At 70.5% G+C, this 19,002-nt stretch carries 15 protein-coding genes and 2 pseudogenes; 7 read left to right on the top strand and 10 right to left on the bottom strand.

What is annotated here, in order from left to right:
• Positions 1–227: 227 nt before the first annotated feature.
• Positions 228–653, top strand: a complete 426-nt coding sequence (locus tag ACN9M0_RS29880; protein WP_426404499.1) for an MmpS family transport accessory protein — start codon at positions 228–230, stop codon at positions 651–653.
• A gap of 301 nt (positions 654–954) precedes the next feature.
• On the opposite strand, the gene ACN9M0_RS29875 is transcribed toward ACN9M0_RS29880, so the two are convergent.
• Complete coding sequence (locus ACN9M0_RS29875) at positions 955–1,146, bottom strand: hypothetical protein (RefSeq protein ID WP_426404498.1); 192 nt, start codon at positions 1,144–1,146, stop codon at positions 955–957.
• 508 nt (positions 1,147–1,654) lie between these two features.
• Positions 1,655–4,603 (bottom strand): AfsR/SARP family transcriptional regulator, encoded by a 2,949-nt coding sequence (locus ACN9M0_RS29870; protein ID WP_426404497.1) that lies wholly within the window; start codon positions 4,601–4,603, stop codon positions 1,655–1,657.
• Positions 4,604–4,682: 79 nt separating this feature from the next.
• Here ACN9M0_RS29870 and ACN9M0_RS29865 point away from each other — a divergent pair, with 79 nt between their 5' ends.
• From ACN9M0_RS29865 to ACN9M0_RS29840, 6 genes and pseudogenes are all read left to right on the top strand, one after another.
• Positions 4,683–5,246, top strand: coding sequence for a carboxymuconolactone decarboxylase family protein (locus tag ACN9M0_RS29865; protein ID WP_366039565.1), 564 nt, complete (start codon positions 4,683–4,685; stop codon positions 5,244–5,246).
• 96 nt (positions 5,247–5,342) lie between these two features.
• Entirely contained in the window at positions 5,343–6,320 is a 978-nt protein-coding gene (locus ACN9M0_RS29860) for a GNAT family N-acetyltransferase (RefSeq protein ID WP_426404496.1), read from the top strand.
• A gap of 44 nt (positions 6,321–6,364) precedes the next feature.
• Positions 6,365–7,582 carry a serine hydrolase domain-containing protein gene (locus tag ACN9M0_RS29855; protein ID WP_399700046.1) on the top strand — a complete coding sequence of 406 codons (1,218 nt, stop codon included), beginning with the start codon at positions 6,365–6,367 and terminating at the stop codon, positions 7,580–7,582.
• Positions 7,583–7,659: 77 nt separating this feature from the next.
• Positions 7,660–8,871: pseudogene (locus tag ACN9M0_RS29850) on the top strand (glycosyltransferase); the annotation flags it as partial.
• Between the two features lie 12 nt (positions 8,872–8,883).
• On the top strand, positions 8,884–9,630 hold the full coding sequence (locus tag ACN9M0_RS29845; protein ID WP_426405343.1) for an SAM-dependent methyltransferase: 747 nt from the start codon (positions 8,884–8,886) through the stop codon (positions 9,628–9,630).
• 8 nt (positions 9,631–9,638) lie between these two features.
• A pseudogene (locus ACN9M0_RS29840) lies at positions 9,639–9,746 on the top strand (alpha/beta hydrolase); the annotation flags it as partial.
• 766 nt (positions 9,747–10,512) lie between these two features.
• Here the strand turns inward: ACN9M0_RS29840 and ACN9M0_RS29835 are convergent.
• The 8 genes from ACN9M0_RS29835 to ACN9M0_RS29800 form a co-directional block, all read right to left on the bottom strand.
• Positions 10,513–11,034: a hypothetical protein gene (locus ACN9M0_RS29835; RefSeq protein ID WP_426404495.1), complete on the bottom strand. Its 522-nt coding sequence runs from the start codon at positions 11,032–11,034 to the stop codon at positions 10,513–10,515.
• A gap of 283 nt (positions 11,035–11,317) precedes the next feature.
• Positions 11,318–11,590, bottom strand: coding sequence for a lamin tail domain-containing protein (locus ACN9M0_RS29830; RefSeq protein WP_426405342.1), 273 nt, complete (start codon positions 11,588–11,590; stop codon positions 11,318–11,320).
• A 206-nt stretch (positions 11,591–11,796) separates the two neighbouring features.
• Positions 11,797–12,003, bottom strand: coding sequence for a hypothetical protein (locus ACN9M0_RS29825; protein ID WP_426404494.1), 207 nt, complete (start codon positions 12,001–12,003; stop codon positions 11,797–11,799).
• A gap of 484 nt (positions 12,004–12,487) precedes the next feature.
• The gene (locus ACN9M0_RS29820; protein WP_399700052.1) at positions 12,488–13,933 is read right to left on the bottom strand and encodes a GH1 family beta-glucosidase; all 1,446 of its coding nucleotides are present in this window, start codon (positions 13,931–13,933) and stop codon (positions 12,488–12,490) included.
• A gap of 51 nt (positions 13,934–13,984) precedes the next feature.
• Positions 13,985–14,893 (bottom strand): carbohydrate ABC transporter permease, encoded by a 909-nt coding sequence (locus tag ACN9M0_RS29815; protein ID WP_426404493.1) that lies wholly within the window; start codon positions 14,891–14,893, stop codon positions 13,985–13,987.
• Positions 14,894–14,906: 13 nt separating this feature from the next.
• Entirely contained in the window at positions 14,907–15,911 is a 1,005-nt protein-coding gene (locus ACN9M0_RS29810) for a carbohydrate ABC transporter permease (RefSeq protein ID WP_399700055.1), read from the bottom strand.
• A 124-nt stretch (positions 15,912–16,035) separates the two neighbouring features.
• Positions 16,036–17,346 (bottom strand): extracellular solute-binding protein, encoded by a 1,311-nt coding sequence (locus ACN9M0_RS29805; protein WP_366039571.1) that lies wholly within the window; start codon positions 17,344–17,346, stop codon positions 16,036–16,038.
• 294 nt (positions 17,347–17,640) lie between these two features.
• On the bottom strand, positions 17,641–18,654 hold the full coding sequence (locus ACN9M0_RS29800; protein ID WP_366039572.1) for a LacI family DNA-binding transcriptional regulator: 1,014 nt from the start codon (positions 18,652–18,654) through the stop codon (positions 17,641–17,643).
• Positions 18,655–19,002 lie beyond the last annotated feature (348 nt).

Genomic DNA, 19,002 nt, shown 5'->3' with positions numbered 1-19,002 from the left:
GGCATTGCAGCGGGCTTTCTAGCCACTCTTGTGGGGCCCGGTCAACCCCTGCGACATAAAGGACAAATAAGTGGCCGAAGGGAGTGCGGTTCGCCCGATTCTTCCGCCCGCTCGCACTCGGCCGGTGGCGTGGTGTATAACCACCCGGTCCATCTGCCAATCAACCGAAAGCCGGCTCTCTCATGTCGTCCGATGAACTTGCGGAAAGCGCAGTGCGGGAGGAGAACGTGCACGAGAACACGGGGGGCTCCCCGGACCGGCGGGGGTTGCTGATCGGCGGCATCGTCCTGCTGGCCTGCTTCGGGCTCGTCGGCTACGGCATCCTCAACACCGAGGAGCAGCCGAAGCCGCGCGCCGTGCCGACCGCCGAGGTGACGTACGAGGTCACGGGGACGGGAACTGCCGACATTTCGTATCTCGCCCGCGGCGAGGCCGGTACGGCCACGGTCGAGAGAGGCGTCACGCTTCCCTGGACCAAGTCGGTTCAGATGCCCCTCGGCAAGGCCCCGAGCGTCGCCATCGTCCTCGATGACAAGGGCGGGCAGGCATCCTGCACGCTCGCAATCCACAAAAAGCACGTCCAGCGCGCCACCGCCATCGGCGCATTCGGACGTGCCACGTGCACGGGAGAGGCTCAGGCCGAGCAGGGGTGATTCCCGCCGACCGGATCCAGATCGGCGATTCGCCCGAAATCTTCATATGGTGGAGATCCGGTGGCGCGCTGCTGTACAGCAGCGCCGATTTCGCCGGATCGCCCTCCTAGTGCTTGTGCCGACCCGCGCTCATTCCCCCGACGCTGCCCTCGAACTCGACAAAGGGCTCTTTCGTGCTTCCCGAAAACACTCTCCTGCCCCTGCTTACAGAAACGGCCTTCGCCTGAACGTGTGCCCCGACCAGGGAGCACGCACGTCCAGCGCGAAGGCCGTGAGGAGAACCCCCGGACCGGGGGGAGGGTCAGCCGGTGAGTGCCGGGATGATGTCGGAACCGTAGGCGTCGATGGTGGCCTCGCGGTTGTCGTGCATGCGGTAGCAGACCAGGTCGATGCTGCGCCGGTGCTCGCGGACGGGCGACCGCAGGCGTTCGGTCCACCGGCTGTATCTTCTAGTCAGCCCCGGCACTGCTCGACGAACGTCCGCCGTCCGCACGCGGCATCAGCGGCCGCACACTTCCTCATTCAGAAAAATCCCCTTCCAAAGCCGGAAGCTCAAGGCGTGCGCCCCGATTCGCAGAGCGCGCTGCACGAGCGAGGGGTACGGGCGCGCGGAGTCGTGTTCGCAGCATCCTGACTCGGTCACATTGGTACGCGCTGCAGCCTTCCATGCCAGTGGCCGCAGGTCGATTCGACCGGACCCCTCACAGCAAGGAACGGAACCCCTTCGGGTCACGGCTCCCGCGCAGCCGAGCCCTGGCCTGAATCCACAGTGCCCGGCCTCGACCTGCAGCCCCTGCCTGGCGCGCCTTGGAACGGCCGTGCAGCTGCGGAGTTCCCCGTCGATCAGAGCCTTGGGGGTGCCTCCCCTCCTTCCTGCGTCAGGGACAGGGAAACCGCAGGTTTAGCTCTGATCGGATGAGTTGTCGTACCACTCGATGGTGCTCCCGATGAGGCTGGCGGCGACGACTCTCCTGATGCTGCCGGCGGTTGGGGACCATACGTCAACCGCCTGCGAGGCAGGTCGGCGTCCCTCGACCCGTCGCCTCCAGCGGTTCGGGCCCGTCCGGGGTCGGCGGCAGCTCGGTGATGAAGGTGCGGATCTCATCGGCCTCGGGCACGGCGAGGGCGGTGTACAGGTCAAGGGCCTGACGGGCGTGGTCGTGGGCGACGCCGATCCGGCCGAGGTCGCGGTGGAGGTGCGCCAGGCCGGCGTGGGCGCGGGCCTGTTCGGGAAGGTAGCTGAACTCCCGGGCGAGGGTCAGCGCCGTGTCGTGTTCGGCCGCGGCCCGGGCGAGGTCGCCCATGGAACGGGCGGCTTCCGCCAGGGCGTTGAGGGATTCGGCCTCGTCGCCGGGGAAGTCGAAGCTGCGGCTCAGCTGCAGGGCATCGTGATGACGGTGTCGCGCCTCGTCATAGTTGCCCTGCCGTTGGTACAGCAGCCCGATGTTGTTCAGGACGACGATCTCGCCGATGCGCGATCCGTTCTCGCGATGCAGCTGGAGCGCCTGGCGGTGATGGTCGTGGGCGTCCTCGAATCGTCCTCGGCGCTCGTGGATGATGCCGAGTTCGGTCAGTGATCTGGCTTCGCCGGCGCGATCGCCGAGTTCACGGAAGAGCGCGAGGGACTGCCGGCAGTGATCGTGGGCTCGGTCGTACTCTCGGCGCCGGGAGTGCAGAGTGCCGAGGTTCTGCAGGGCGCGGGCCGCGGCGCCCTGGTCGCCAACGTCGCGCGAGAGGTTCAAGGCGCGCAGGTAGTACTCGGCCGCTTGCTCGTAGGCGCCGTGCCACCAGTAGTGCACCTCGCCGAGGTCGAGGAGCGTGCGGGCCTCGGAGGCCGTGTCCCCGCTTCGTCGGCTCGTCCGGAGCGCGAGGCCGTGGAGGTCCAGTGCGTCGGCCTGGTGAGCGTGGCCCAGCAGGTAACGGTGCAAGGTGGCGGCCAGCTGGCTGGGATAGGGGAGCCAGTCGTGGTCGGCGGTGTGCCGGGCGACCGCCATGAGGTTCGCGCGTTCTCCGTCCAGCCACGCGATGGCCTCGGCCTCGTCCAGCAGGAAGGAGGGTTCCGTGGTCGGTGCGGGGATGCGTGGTCTACGGCTCTTGCCCTCGGGGTAGAGGTGGTCGACGGCCGTGCTCGCGGTGCGAAGGTAGTGGTGGAACAGTCGTCCGACGGCGTCGCGCTGGGCATCGGAGGGTTCCTGGGTGGTCCCGGTGGCCAGGGCGTGTTCGCGCAGCAGGTCGTGGAAGGTGTATCGGCCCGGCTGGTGCTGTGCCAGGACGTGGGCGTCCAGGAGGTCTTCCAGGAGCGTCTCGGCCTCCTCGCTCGGGAGGCCGGCCAGCGCGGCGGCCGCCTCAGCGCCGATGTCACGGCCCGGCTGCAGCCCCAGGAGCCGGAACATACGCTGCTGATCAGCAGTCAGCTGCTGGTAGGACAGCGTGAACGCTGCGGCCACGCCCCGCTCCGACGTGGCCAGCTCGGACAACCTGCGGCGCTGGTCACGGAGTCGGGCGGCCAGATATTCGACGGTCCAGCGGGGGCGATGGTGCAGCCGGGCGGCGGCGATGCGGACGGCCAGCGGCAGGAAGCCGCACAACTGGAGCACGTCGAGGACGGCGAGTGGTTCGGCGGCCGCCCGTTCGCCCACGATCGCCGTGAACAACTCCACGGAGTCCGCGGCAGGCAGCACTTCCACGGACAGGGCGTGTGCACCGTCCAGGTCGGTCAGCCGTCGGCGACTGGTGACGAGGACGAGGGTGCGGGAGGCGCCGGGCAGCAGCTGGCGCACCTGGTCGGCGCCGAGGGCGTTGTCCAGCACGACCACCACGCGACGACCGGAGAGTTCGGAGCGCCACAGCGCGGCGCGATCGGCGGCCGATGCCGGGATCTGTGCCGCGGGCACGCCGAGTTGGCCCAGGAGGATCTCGAGCGCGGCACCGACGTCGAGCGGCTCCTGACCCGCGGTGTGCGCCTGAAGGTCGACGAACAGCTGCCCGTCCGGGAAGTGGTCCGCGAGGCGGTGTCCCGCATGGACCGCGAGCGTCGTCTTGCCGACCCCGGCCATCCCGTCGATCGCCGCGATCGTCACGCTTCCGCTGTTGTTGCTCGTCCACAGACGGGTCAACCCGTCGAGCTCGCCCTCGCGTCCGGTGAAATCCGGGACGTCGAAGGGCAGGAAGTTGACCCGCCGCGTCTTCGCCGGCTCGGCGGCCGGTGGCTGCAGGGCGGGTTCGTCCCGCAGGATGTCCTGTTCGAGCTTGCTGAACGCGTGGCCGGGGTCGAGTCCCTGCTCCTCAGCCAGGGTCGCCCGGAATTCTCTGGCCACCTGCAGCGCGTCGGCCTGCCGTCCTGCGCGGTGCAGGGCGAGCATCAGCTGGCAGCACAGCCGCTCCCGCAAGGGGTTGGCCGCCGCGTGGACGGTCAGTTCGTCGATGAGGTCGTCGTGACGGCCCAGGGACAGTTCCAGGTCGGCCAGGCGCTCGACGGCGGTCAGCCGCTGCCCGTTCAGGCGTGCTCTGGCGCCCTGGACGTAATGGGCGGTGATGTCGGCCAGCGGCTCTCCCCGCCACAGCGCCAACGCGGTACGTATCTGGCCCACCGTCTCCAGCGGGTCGTCAGAGCTGGCCGGTGCTTTGGTGATCAGGCTGGTGAACTCGTGCAGATCGAGCTGTCCCGGCTCGGGAGCGATCACGTACCCGGCCGGCTGAGTGGACAGCATCCGGTCGGCTCCTGAAGCGCGCAGCATCCGTCGGATCGCGGCGATCGTGGTCTGGATCTGCGCGCGGGCCGAGTCCGGCGGCAGCGGTCCCCACATCGCGTCAACCAGACGGTCCGTACTGATCGCGACCCCGGCGTGCAGCAACAGGTAGGCGAGTACCGCCCGATGACGGGGTGCCAGCCCGGGCGACTCCGGACCGGGGGCCAGGGTCACCACCGGGCCGAGGATCCTGAACCGCATACGTCACTCCGGGGGTCACCAGCGCGTGCATAGAAGAAGCATCGGGAATGTATCAAGATCCACCGGCAGGGTTACCGGCATGCCAGCACTCCACACCATCGAGCCGGAGAAGGCGACCGGCGAAGCCGCGAACCTGTTCACCGCCACGCACCAGGCCCTGGGGGTCATCCCCAACCTGGCCAAGGTGATGGCCAACAACCCCGCCGTACTGAAGGGATACGTGCAGGTCGTCACCGCCCTGAGCGCGGAGGGGACATTGTCGGAGGGTGTGCGCGAGCGCATCGCGCTGCTGGTGGCGCAGGAGAACCGATCCGACTACTGCCTGTCCGTGCATGCGTTCCGCGGGACCAAAGTGGCCGGGCTGACCACGGCCGAGGCCACCCGCGCACGGCGGGGCGAAGCCGACGACCCCTGGGCCGCCGCAGTCCTGGACCTGGCCGCCGTGGTGGTCCGGGACCACGGAGTCGTTTCCGACGCGCAGCTGGCGACAGCCCGGCACGCCGGCCTCTCCGACGGGCACGTCGTCGAGGTCATCGCCCACGTGGCGCTCAGCCTGTTCACCAACTACCTGGCCACAGCGGCGCGCATCGACATCGACTGGCCGCTCGTGCGCCACACCGACTGGGAGAGCGCGATGAGCTGAACGTACGCGATGACACGGTCAGGGCCGGACCGCCCGAACCGGATCCCGCAGCCCGCGCCCAAAGGAATGTGAACCATCCCCACCGAGGAGTCCCACATGATCACCGCCGTCCGCCTCACCGAGGTCTCGACCGAAGACGCCACCGCCTGGCATGCGGTCGTGGCGGCCTCGCTCGCCAACGATCTGCCCGAGGAGCCCCGGCCCACGTTCGAGCAGGTGCACGCCCAACTCACCGTCGTCGGGAGGGACAACCGCCGCCTGCTGTGGCTGGCCACCGCGGCCGACGGCGCGGTGCTCGGTGTGGCCGGTCTGCGGCTGTTCACCTCGCCCGGTCAGAGCCACCTGGCAGAGCTGGAGCTGCACGTCGCCCCGGACCGGCGGCGCTCGGGAGTGGGCTCGCACCTGCTGGCCACAGCCGTGAAGGCAGCACAGGCCGAGCAGCGTCGCAGCCTGGTGGCCGCCGCACCCGGTGACGGACCGAGTGGCGCCTTCTGCGCCGCGCACGGCTTCCGGCGCGTACTGGCACTTGACCACCTCCATCTCGACGTCGCGCACGCCGACGATGCCGAGGCCGACGCCGAGCACCCCGGCTACGAGCTGGCCGGCTGGACCGGCACGGTTCCCGACGAGCTGGCCGAAGCGTTCGCCGCGGCCAAGAACGCGATGAACGACATGCCCACCGGCGACTGGGACTACGGCAGCCAGACCTGGACCGCCGACCGGGTCCGCGCCATGGCCGAAGTGCTGGCCGACCGCGGCGACCTGCTGCTGACGACCGCCGCGCTCCGCAAGGGGGAGGTGGCCGGATACACCGAGATCGTCATCCGGGCCGGGGAGACCCGCCGGGCCCTGCAGTACGACACCGTCGTGGTGCACGCTCACCGCGGCCACGGACTCGGGCTGTGGGTCAAGGCCGAGATGGTGCGCAGGCTCCGTGCCGAGCACCCCGGAATCGTGGAGATCGAGACCGACAACGCACAGGACAACACCCACATGCTCGCCGTGAACCGCCGCCTGGGCTTCCGCTTCCACCGCAGCACCCACGAATACCAACTCGACCTGCCCGCCAACTGACCACTCCGCCCCGACACTTCAACCCGACCAGGGAGCACCCCACCATGTCCAAGTTCACCGCATCAGGGCAGCGCAAGATCCGCGACGTGCTGGCCCGGCACGTGGAGTCCGGCAAGATCCCCGGAGTCGTCGCGCTGTTCAGCAAGGACGACGAGACGCACGTCGAGGCGCTCGGAACGATGCAGCACGACGGCGGCGCCCCGATGCTTCGGGACACCGTCTTCCGGATGGCCTCCGCCTCCAAGCCGGTCTCGATAGCGGCCGCGATGGTGCTGCTGGACGAGTGCCGGCTGCGGCTGGACGACCCGGTGGACCAGTGGCTGCCGGAGCTGGCCGACCGGCAGGTACTGAAGGCGTTCGACGGCCCCATCGACGAGACGGTCCCGGCACGCCGTCCGATCACCGTCCGGGACGTACTGACCTCTACTTTCGGCCTCGGTATGGACCTGACCTCGATCGGTACGCCGATCATGAACGAGGTCTTCGCGCAGGGGCTGACGCCCAACCTGCCCACGCCCATGCCCGACCAGGACGAGTGGCTGCGCCGCCTGGGCGCGCTGCCGCTCATGCACCAGCCCGGCGACCAGTGGCAGTACCACATCGCCAGCGACCTGGCCGGCGTACTGGTCTCCCGGGTGACCGGCAAGACCTTCGACGAGGCGCTGCGCGAGCGCGTCTTCGGCCCGCTGGGGATGAACGACACCGGCTTCCACGTCCCGGACGAGAAGATCGACCGCATGCCGGTCCTCTACGCGCCCGACCCGGCGTCCGGCGAGTTCCATGTGTGGGACGAGTCCAAGGGCGGCCGGTGGAACGTTCCTCCGGCGTTCCAGGGCGGCGGGGGCGGTCTGGTCTCCACCGCGGACGACTACCACGCCTACTTCAGGATGCTGCTGAACGGCGGCAAGCACCGCGGCGAGCGGATCCTGTCCCGGCAGGCGGTGCAGCTGATGACCACCAACCGCCTCGCCCCCGCGCAGAACGCCGCCCGCACCGAGCTGGCCACCAACAACGTCCACATCTCCTTCGGCCAGGGGCAGCACGGAGGCTGGGGGTTCGGGATGGCGGTACGGACCTACCGCGGCGACTACGCGCCCGTCGGCCAGTTCGGCTGGGACGGCGGCGCCGGCACCTCCGCGTACGCCGACCCCGTCAACAACGTCGTCGGCATCCTCCTCACCCAGGTCGGCGCCTCCGTCCCCAACTCGGTCCACCTGATGCACGACTTCTGGACCACCCTCTACCAGGCGGTCGAAGAGTGAGCGCTCACACAGACGTAATTGATCCTGCCGCACCATCGCCGGCCGAGACCGGCATCCACAGAAGTGAGAATGACGACATGCGTGTGCTGATCATGGCCTACGGGTCACGCGGCGACATCATGCCGCTGGCCGCACTCGCGGCGCAGCTGCGGAAGCTCGGCGCGGAGGTGCGGGTGTGCGCGCCTCCGGACGAGGAGTTCGCTCAGCTGCTGGCCGGTGTGGGTGTGGAGCACGTGCCGTTCGGCCGGCCGGTGCGCCCGCTGGTGACCGGCGCGCCGCCGTCGCCCGGCTTCGCCACCGAGTTCGCGGCCGAGCTGGTCGCAGGGCACTTCGACACGATCGCCGCGGCTGCCGAGGGATGCGACGTGCTGGTGGCGACCGGCCTGATGCCGGCGGGCGCCCGGTCGGTGGCCGAGAAGCTGGGCATCCGCTACGTGTACGCCTGCTTCCACCCGTTCGAGATGCCGTCGACGCACTACCTTCCGCCGTCGCGGCCGGGCCCGGCGCTGTCGACCGACGCGATCGACCCGACCGACAATCGTGCGCTGTGGGACCTGGACGTCCAGAAGGTCAACGCCCTGTACCTCGCGCCGCTCAACGCCCACCGGGCGGAGATCGGGCTCCCGCCACTGGACAACGTCCGCGACCATGTGTTCGGCGACCGACCGTGGTTGGCGGCGGACCCGGTCCTGGGGTCGTGGCAGGAGCTGACCGACCTCGACCTCGTCCAGACCGGCGCGTGGATCCTGCCCGACGAACGCCCGCTGCCGGCCGACCTGGAGGAGTTCCTGGACGCCGGGACGCCGCCGGTGTACGTGGGCTTCGGCAGCATGCCCATGCGCGCCGCAACGGACGTCGCCAAGGTGACCGTCGAGGCGGTCCGCGAGCAGGGCCGACGCGTGCTCGTCTCGCGCGGCTGGGCCGAGCTCGGCCTGGTCGACGACGCGGACGACTGCTTCGCCGTAGGCGACGTCAACCACCAGGCGCTGTTCCCCCGGGTGGCCGCCGTCGTCCACCACGGCGGTGCGGGCACCACGACGACGGCCGCCCGAGCCGGCGCGCCTCAGGTGGTGGTACCCCAGATCGTGGACCAGCCGCACTGGGCTGCCCGGGTCGCCGAACTGGGCATCGGCGCGGCCCACGACGGTCCGGTCCCGACCTTCGAGTCCCTGTCGGCCGCGCTCAGCACGGCGCTGGCTCCCGAGACCGCGGCCCGGGCGAAGGCCGTCGCGGGCACGGTCCGGGGAGACGGGACGGCGGTGGCAGCGAAGCTGCTCCTCGACACGGCGCCCGCAGCGCCGGTGAGCCGCGAACAGATCTCCGACATCGCGCACGCCGACCACCCGATCAAGTCCCCCCTCAACGACGAATCGGTCGGCGCGCTGCTCGAACGTGCCCTCCCGCGAGGCGACGAACGCGTTCTCGATCTGGGATGCGGCACCGCGGAATGGCTTCTGCGTGCCCTGGCGACCCGCCCACACCTGCACGCCGAGGGCGTCGACGTCTCCCAAGTCGCCCTGACCCGGGCACGCCAGGCGGCGAGCGAACTCGGGGTCGACGAGCGCCTGGTCCTCCACCACCAGGAAGCCGCCGAGTTCGTCTCCACGCAGCCGTTCGACCTGGTGATCAGCGTGGGCGCCACGCATGCCTTCGGCGGTCTGCTCCCCACCCTCGCGGCGGCCCGCAAGCACCTGGCCCCCGGCGGCCGCGTCCTGATCGGTGAGTCGTTCTGGGACCGCGCCCCTTCCCCGGCGGCCGTCGAGGCATTCGGTGACCTCGATGACCTGGCGACCACGGTGGACCGCGTCGCCGCCGACGGTTGGATCCCGGTCCACGGCCATGTCAGCACCCGCGGTGAGCTGGACGCCTACGAGTGGGCCTGCTGGGGCTCGCTGGCCGACTGGGCTCTGGACCAGGCTGCCGATCCGGCTGGCGCACAGGTGCTGGAGACGGCCAACGCTCAGCGTTCGCAGTGGCTCCACGGGTACCGGGACAGCTTCGGCTTCCTCTGCCTGGTCCTGCGCCAGCCCGAGACCTCCGGAAAGTGAGTACACCGATGCAACCGACGTTCGTACTGGTCCACGGAGCCTTCGCGAACTCCTTCTCCTTCGCACCCCTCCAGGCGGTACTCGGCCTCCTCGGGCACCGCGCCGATGGCACCGACGAGCAGTTCCTCACTGCGGGTGCGGCGTCGTGGGCTGCGGTCAGCGTGAGGCCATGACGAACCTTCCTTGCCTTGATGGTGTCGCTCGTGCGATTGACGGCAAGGGGAGAAGTCATCGCACCCGGCGATGTCCACCGGACCACACGCGGTCCGGGACGGCTGCCCCGCGGTCGCACCACCGAGAAGGGCGTGCCACAACGTGCCAGTAGAGGCGGTGAACAGCGGACGACAAGGGGTTCGAGTGAACGGCGAGATGGCGATCCTGAACCAGCGTTCCCCCTGGTCAGGTGCTCTGTGCGTCCAAGTGCCAGGTGATCCCAAGCTTTTAGCGCGGGTTCGATTCCCGTCATCCGCTCTTGAGAGAAGGCCCAGGTCTCTGACTCTGACCTGGGCCTTCTTCATGGTCCGGTGCTGGCAGTCACGGGGCACCCCTGGCTGATCGGCCGGTGAGTCACGCAGGCCGCCGCGGCCCCCAGGACGCGGGGTCACCAGGGGCGGGGGCACACAGGGGGCGCCCCAACGACCGGTCGGCACACCACCCACGGATCGCCGTAGTGGCCTCCGAACAGTCTTGTGGCGGCGTATCGGTTCGCCACCGCCCTCACGGGTTACGGAGCCGTGCCGGTGGTGACGGGCTGGTTGACGTGCGGGCTGGTCAGGGCCCAGCGATCAGCCACAGGATCAGGACGGCGTCGAGGGTGGTGCGTGAACGTGCACGGAGCGCCGTGCGGCCTGGGCCAAAGACAGAGCGGGGATGCCGGGCCGGTCAGAGTCCTGCGGCTCGATGCCGACGGTGGTGGGCGATGGTGACGGCGGCAAGGAGCGGCCCCCAGGCGACCAGTGGCAGGTAGAGGATTCCGGCGATGGTGCTGCCGAGGGGGGTCATGTCCGGATGGGGGAAGGCCCACCAGAAGGCAAACTGGGTAAGGACCAGCGTCAGCACCCCGGCGCCGAGGCTCGCCGCAACGGTCACCGCCCGCGGGTCCGGCCGACGCCCGCCGAGGAAGGGGACCCACCGCGGCAGCACCTCACCCCACGGCCGGACCAGCCCGAGCGTGAGCAGCGCGAGCAGCTCTCCGCCCACCGTGAGCCCGACCACGTACACCGCACCCCAGCCGGTGAAGCCCATCGCCTCGTACCCGGCCTCGGTGTACCCGGCGGTGAAACCGGCCGCCAGCAGCAGGCGCCAAATTCCGGATGGCAGGGTGACCAGCGCGGCGGCGTGGGCTGCACGGACGGCCCAACGGGGCGGGGACGGAAGGCTCGTGTCGAGTTGCGTGGTCAGCATGTGCACTATCGTCTCGGCGTGCCGTCGCCCCGGCATCCTCCCTGAGGACCGGCCTCGAAGCCAGGCTCGGAATGAGAGCCGTACCTCCGTCTCCCCCGCGTGGGGGAGGGCCGGCGCCCCGTCGGCCACAGGCGCATCAATGAGGACTCCCCGCCGTTGGCTCGGCAAGCACTCCGCTGTGTACGTCCGGCTGTACCCGCCTGTGCAGATTCACCTGTACGCCGACAGGCCCTGCCCGGCACACACATGTCATAGCCCCGGCCCCGATCCGGGGCGGGTGGTATCAGTGGTGAGGGTGGCGGCGGCCGCCCCAGGACTCCGTGTCGACGGTGCGGCCGTGGTCGTCGCGCAGGATCGCGGTGTCGGAGTGGTTGTCCCAGATGTAGTCGCGGCAGTCCTGGTACAGGTCGGTGCGGGTGTCGCGGCCCTCGCCGGTGCGGATGCGGATGGTGGAGCAGCCGGCGAGGCGGACGTCGTTGAAGCGGTAGCGGTAGCCGTCCTCGTCCTTCAAGGTCCAGCCGTCCAGCTCGACCGAGTGGCGGGAGTTGTTGGTGATCTCGACCCGCTCGGCGTTCAGCGACCGGTTGGGACGGCTGTCGCCGTCCAGCTGTCGGCCTGGACACGGCTGATCTCCGCCTTCGGCGTGCGGTGACGGTCATCGTCATGGGCGGAGGCCGGCAGAGCGACGACGCAGACCATGGCGCCGGCCGCGAGGACGGTCGCGGAGATACGGCGGGCGGCTCGGCCCGGCGCCCGCGCGGGTCAGAACATGGTGTTGGCCCCTGCCCGGCCCGCGAGCGCGAGGCCGACTGCGGCCAGCATCGAGCGGAGCCGCTCGGTCCACCGGCTGTAGCGCCGGGTCAGCCCTGCCATCTGCTCGACGAAGGTCCTCCGCTCGCACCATGTGTTCCCGCAGACGAACCGGCGGACGCGCAGACACAGCCGCACCCGCATCCCCGCACTGGGCACGTCGGCGGGAGACCGCAGATAGGAACTGTGAAGCCGCCCCCCAGGCAGGCTCCGTGGTGCCCGGGGTCTTCTATGACACCGCTGTCTTCGACCGCCAGCCCGTTTCCCCTGTTCTTTGCGAGCGCTGCCGCCGCCCAGCTCTGCATCGTCTTTGGTGATCGACGCCGCGGGCGCGACATCGAGCACGCGCACCGCGACGTCCCTGCCGCGACCGGGAGGACGCCTGGTTCTCACGGGCATCCCCGCCCAGGGGGCGGAAGGGCTCGCTCCCGCCCGGGTCGTCGCACAGCAGCTGTCGATCGGAACCGCCTTCGGACCCTCCTCCGGCGCCTGGTCCTACGCCGTGCGCGCCTTCTCCGCGGCACGCCTGACGCCGCTCGAACTCCTCACGCACCAGCTGGGCATCGACGAGTTCGAGCGGGCCATGGAACTCACGGGCAGCGGGGATCCCCGCGTCGGGAGGGTCCTGCTCCGCCCTAGCGGCTCAGAGACCCGGGATCGCGTTCGCGGCGACGGCCCTGGCGTACCAGCGGGCGCTGCGCTTCGGGGTGCGCAGCTGGGTCGCGTAGTCGACGTGTACGGCGCCGAAGCGCTTCCCGTATCCGTAGGCCCACTCGAAGTTGTCGAGCAGGGACCAGAGGAAGTAGCCGCGTACGTCCGCGCCGTCGGCGATGGCCCGGTGGATGGCCGCGAGGTGCTGGTGGAGGTAGTCGATCCGGTCGTGGTCGTGGATCCGGCCGTCCGCCGCGGGTACGTCGGGGAAGGCCGCGCCGTTCTCGGTGACCGCCAACGGGAGGCCGGGGTGGGCACGGGAAACGGCTGTCAGGAGGTCGTAGAGACCGGTGGGGTCGATGGCCCAGCCCATGTCGGTGGTCTCGCCGGGCGGGCGGTGGAACTGGACGTGCTCGGAGCCGGGCCACGGCGAGTGGTCGCTCTCACCGTGGGCGTGGTCGTCCGCGGCCGTTCCGGACCCGGGGGCGGAGACGACGGCGGGCGTGTAGTAGTTGATGCCGAGGAGGTCGATGGGGGCACCGATGGCGGCCTCGTCGCCGGGCCTGACGAGGGTGTCCCAGTCGACGACGTGGGCGGTGTCTGCGAGGAGGTCGTCCGGGTATCCGCCGGAGAGCATCGGGCCGGTGAAGACGCGGTTGGCGACGGCGTCGATGCGGCGGGCCGCGTCGAGGTCGGCGGGGTCCGTGGTGAGCGGGCGGACGTGGTGGAGGTTGAGGGAGACCGCGACCCGGGCGTGGGCGGGCAGGGCCGCGCGCAGGGCCGCGGTGGCGCGGCCGTGTCCGAGGTTGAGGTGGTGGGCCGCGCGCAGGGCGAGGGCGGGGTCGGTGCGGCCCGGGGCGTGGACGCCGGAGCCGTAACCGAGGAAGGCCGAGCACCAGGGCTCGTTGAGCGTGGTCCACAGGGCGACCCGGTCGCCCAGGGCGTCGGCGGCCAGCGCCGCGTACTCGCCGAAGCGCTCGGCGGTCTCGCGTACCGTCCAGCCGCCTTCGTCCTCCAGCGCCTGGGGAAGGTCCCAGTGGTACAGGGTGGCGACGGGCTGGACGCCGGCGTCGAGGAGTTCGTCGACGAGCCGGCTGTAGAAGTCGAGGCCGGCGGCGTTGGCGGGGCCCCGTCCGCCGGGCTGGATGCGGGGCCAGGACAGGGAGAAGCGGTACGCCTGGAGGCCGAGGTGGGACATCAGGGTGACGTCGGTGCGGTACCGGTGGTAGTGGTCGCAGGCGACGTCACCGGTGTCGCCGTTGGCGACCTTGCCGGGGGTGTGGGAGAAGGTGTCCCAGATGGAGGGGGTGCGGCCGTCCTCGGCGACGGCGCCCTCGATCTGGTACGCGGCGGTGGCCGCGCCCCACAGGAAGCCGGGCGGGAACCGCAGCCGGTCGACGGCCGTGGCGGCGGGGGCGGTGACGGGGGTTGCGGACATGGCGGAGTCTCCCTTTGACGGAGGGTTCGTGGACGAGGAGGGAAGGCGCGGTCAGCCCTTGACGGCGCCCTGGGTGATGCCGCCGACGATGTGCCGGCCGAAGAGGGCGAAGACCAGCAGGAGCGGCAGGGTGCCCATGAGCGCTCCAGCGGTGATGACGGACCAGTCGGTCGACCAGCCGGTGCCCAGTCCGGCGAGGGCGACCTGGACCGTGGGGTTGGTGGAGCCGTTCATGACGATGATCGGCCAGAGGAAGTCGTTCCAGGACTGGACGAAGGTCAGCATGCCCAGGACCGCCATCGCCGGGCGGGCGACGGGGAAGACGACGTGCCAGATGACGCGCAGCGAGTTGGCGCCGTCGACCCGGGCGGCCTCCAGGAGTTCCGTGGGCAGGGCCTGGGAAAGGAACTGGCCCATGAAGAAGACGCCGAAGGCGGTGACCAGGACGGGCAGGATCAGCGCCCCGAGGTGATTGGCGAGCCCCAGGTTCTTGGTCAGGATGAACAGGGGTACGACACTGAGCTGCGCGGGCACGGCGAGGGTGGACAGGACCAGGCCGAGCATCACCTTCTTGCCGCGGAAGCGGAGTTTGGCGAAGGCGAAGCCGGCGAGCACGGAGAAGGTCACCGTGCTGACCGTGACGGCGCCGGCCACGAGCGTGGAATTGAGCAGCGCGACGCCCATGCCGCGCCCGCCGGCGTTGTGCCAGACGTACGTGAGGTTCTCGAAGAGGTTGCCGCCGGGCAGCATCGGCGGCGGGCTGGAGACGACCGCGTGGCTGTCGGTGGAGGCGGCGACCAGCGTCCAGTACAGCGGGAACAGCGAGGCCAGGGCCGCGAGGCCGAGGACGACCTGCGCGAGTCGCCCGGCCCGGTGCTGGCCGCCGGCCCGGCCGGCACGGGCGGACGGTCGCGTCGCCGTCCGGTGAGGGAGGTCGGATACGGGGGCGGTGGTGGTCATGGGGTACTCCACGTCACTGGGAGGCACGCAGGCGGCGGGTGATCAGCGCGTTGACGAGCCCGATGAGCAGCAGCAGGCCGAACATGATCCAGGCGACCGCGCTGGCGCGCCCGAGCATGCTGGAGTGGAAGCCCTGGTCGTACATGAGGATGCCGAGGGTCTCGTACTGGTGGTCGGTGCCGCCCTGGTGGCCGCTCTGGCCGCCGAACAGGTAGGGCTCGCCGAAGAGTTGGGTGGCTCCGATGGTCGAGACGATCACCGTGAAGAGGATCGTGGGCCGCAGGGCGGGGATCGTGACGTGCAGGAACTGCTGCCAGCGGTTGGCGCCGTCGAGGGCGGCGGCCTCGTACAGTTCGCGCGGTACGGCCTGCATGGCGGCGAGGTAGATGAGGGCGTTGTAGCCGGTCCAGCGCCAGGTGACGATCACGGAGATCGCGAACTGCGAGCTCCAGCGGCCGGCCTCCCAGTGCACGGGCCCGGCGCCGAACAGGCCGAGGAACCAGTTGGCCATGCCGCCCTCGGGGCTGAAGATCAGGGCGAAGACGAGGGTCGCGGCGGCGACGGAGGTCGCGTACGGGGCGAGGAGCGCCGTGCGCAGGAATCCGCGTGCGCGCAGCCGGTAGTTGAGCAGGTGGGCGAGGCCCAGTGCCATCAGCAGCTGCGGGACGGTGGACAGGACGCCGAGGGTGAAGGTGTTGAGGAGGGCGTTCCAGAAGTAGTGGCTGACCTGGCCGGTGAACAGGTCCGCGTAGTTGCGCAGGCCGACCCATTCGGCGCGGTCGACGTTGTACAGGCTCACCCGGTGGAAGGAGAGCCATCCCGTGTAGAGCAGCGGGAAGAGGCCGAAGGCGGCGAAGACGAGGAAGAAGGGGGCGACCAGGGCGTACGGGGTGCCCTTGGTGTCCCAGCGGTGCAGGCGGCTGCGCCAGGCCGAGGCCCGGGCGGGACGGGTCGGGGGCGGCGGGGCCGGCTGCCGGCCTGCGGGGCCGTTGCGGCTGGGTGCGATCGTGGAGGCCACGGGCGGTTCCTTCGGTGGTCACGGCCGGTCGCGTCGGTACGGGGTGGGGGCGGCCGGCTCCCCAGTGGCCGGCCGCCCCCACCCCCGCGACGACGGCGGGGAGAGGCGGGTGGGGCGGGAAGCGTTACTGGATGGTGCTGTCGACCTCGCGCACCGTGGCGTTCCACGCCTCCTCCGGGCTCTTGCCGTTCTGCTCCATGAGCTGGACGCCGGTGCCGAACGCGCCCGTCAGGTCCTGCGCGTGCGGGCCCGTCTCGGCGGGCCGGATGGCCTTGGCGGCCGTGGAGAAGATCCGTCCGGTGGCGGCATCGGGACCGATGTAGGCGTTCTTGTAGTCGACGACGCCCGGCAGGTCGTAGGCGGCCTGGTTGGCGGGGACGTTGCCGACCTTCTGGAAGACCTTCGCCTGCTGCTCGGGCGCGGTGAGCCAGGCGACGAGCTTCCTGGCCTCGTCCACGTGCTTGCCGGAGGCGGGCACGGCCAGGAAGGAGCCGCCCCAGTTGCCGGCTGCCGGGGGCTGGGCGATGTTCCACTTGCCCTTGTTGCCGGGACCGGAGAACTGCTGGATGTTCGCCTGCTGCCAGGAGGGGCAGACCGTGGTGGCGAAGGTGGACTTGGAGAACGCGGTCTGCCAGGGGGTGTCGAACATCTTCAGGCCCTGGCTGGTCTTGCCCTGGACGGCCTTGACGGCCAGGTCCCAGGCGGTCCGGACGCTGGGCGATTCCTTGTAGGCGAGCTTGCCGTCCTTGTAGTACTGCACGGGGCTGCTGGAGACGACGGCGTTGAACAGTCCGGTGGCGCTGTCCATGAAGAAGGTGCCCTTGGGCGCCTTGGCCTGGTACCGCTTGCCCGTCTCGACGAACTTCGCCCAGTCGCCCGCCCACAGCCTGCCGACCGACTCGGGGTCGGAGGGCAGGCCCGCGGCCTTGAACAGGTCCTGGCGGTAGCAGATGGCCATCGGGCCGACGTCGGTGCCCAGACCGACCGTCCTGCCGTCCTCGGTGGTGGCCTGGTCCCACTTCCAGGGCAGGTAGTTCTTCTTCTCGACGCCGGGGGCGTCGGACAGGTCGGCGAAGGCGTCGGCGAGGTCCTCGGAGGTGGCGAGGGATATGCGGCCGACCTCCAGGGCCTGGACGTCGTCCAGGCCGCCGCCGGACAGGCGGGTCTGCAGGGCGGTCCAGTAGTTGCCCTCGACGGTCGTCGGGTTCTCCTTGATGGTGATCTCCGGGTGCTGCTTCATGTACGCGTCGTACAGGCCGGCCTCCTTGTATCCGAAGGTCCCGAAGGTGCCGACGGTCAGGGTGATCTTCCCGTCGGCGGAGGCGGATCCGCTGCCGGAGGAGGAGCAGCCGGCGAGGGCGAGCGCGAGCGCCGCCGCCCCAGAGGCGAGTACGGCGGAGCGGATACGGACGCGCTGCACGGTCGGGCGGGGCATGGCATCTCCTCGAGGCGTCAAGGGAGGGGTGAGGGATAGATACGTCGGCGGGTCGCCCGGATGGCGGTGGCCGGCGTGGAAGAGGGGGGCCTTCGAAAGGCCGGGGGAAGCCACGCTGGTGGGGCCGAATCCCGATTTGGGAGCGCTCCCAAATGGTGGCGTCGAAACCCTGCCGCCCCCTTGACGGTCTGTCAAGGCGGTCGGCCGGGGCAGGGACCCGCGCGCGGATGAGCGCACGGCGGAACTCGGGCGGGCGAAGGCGGCGGGCCGCGAGACCCGCCGCGACGCGACCCGTCAGGCGCTGGCGCGGATGACCAGGCGCGTGGGGAGGATCAGCGGAGTGGGAGCCTGTCCGTTGATGAGCGCGACGAGCATGCGCGCCATCTCACGACCGAGACCCTCTATGGGCTGGTGCACCGTGGTCAGCGGCGGATCGGCGATCCGGGCCACGGCCAGGTCGTCGAAGCCGATCACGGCGAGGTCGGCGGGGACGCGGCGACCGGCCTCGCGCAGGGTGCGCAGCGCCCCCACCCCCATGTTGTCGCTGGCGGCGAACACCCCGTCGAGGTCCGGGTGGCGCGCCAACAGCGCGGCCATGGCCTCCGCGCCGCTCGACTCGGTGAAGTCACCGGCCTGCGGCGGACAGGGTTCCAGGCCCGCCGCCAGCATCGCGTCCCGGTAGCCACCGTAACGGGCGCGCCCCACCTCGGTGTCCAGCCGCCCGCAGATCGTGGCGACGCGGGTCCGGCCGAGCGAGATCAGGTGCTCGGTCGCCGCGCGCGCTCCGCCGACGTTGTCGACGTCCACGTACCACCGGGGGGCTAAACCGACCGGGCGCCCGCCGAACACGACAGGCATCTCCGCCTCCTGCGCCATGCGGGCCAGCGGATCGTCCTCGCGCAGCGCCATGAGCATCACACCGTCGGCCCCCTTGGACCGGAGCAGCTGCTCCACGCGCCTGCGCCCCCGGTCGGAGGCGGCCAGACACAGCATCAGATGCAGGTCGGCGTCCTCCAGGGCCGCCGAGGCCCCCACGATCACCTGGGCGAAGAACGGATCCGCGAAGATCGACGGGTCCTCGCCCGAGACGACCAGGGCTGCCGCGCCGGTCTGTCGGGTCGCCAGCGCCCGGGCGGTCGGGTTCGGTACGTATCCGAGTCGGTGGACGGCCCGTTCGACCGCCTCGCGTTTGGCGCGGCTGACGTGCGGGGCGTTGTTGAGTACACGCGAGGCCACCGACCTTGAAACTCCGGCCAGTTCGGCCACCTCGTCGAGGGTCGACTGCCGGCGCGGCACATCTTCGGCCATGATCCGCCTTCCTGTCGCGGCCTGAACGCCTGGAAGGCTGGAAGCGCTTCCAGTTTCAGGACTGTAAAGGCTGATCGCCGTCATGTGAAGTGCCGGTTAAACACGGCCCCTTGACAGTGACGATCAGCGGAACACACGATACGGCCACGCCCCGGACCTACGGACTGCGGACTGGAACCGCTTCCAATGGGAGCGCTTCCACGGATTTCCGTACGTCCGAGGCGTGCCGCCGTCCCCCGAGGTCGAAGCCACCGCCACACCGGGGACCTCGTACCACCGCACTTCCTCAGTGCGTCGCACCGCTCGGGACGAGAGCGCGCGACGCGTCCGCCGTCAGGAAACCGAGGT

The organism is Streptomyces sp. R-07, assembly GCF_049913175.1.
Lineage (GTDB): Bacteria > Actinomycetota > Actinomycetes > Streptomycetales > Streptomycetaceae > Streptomyces.
The sequence above is the reverse complement of the archived record's forward strand: the minus strand, read 5'-3'. Positions and strand labels throughout refer to the sequence as shown.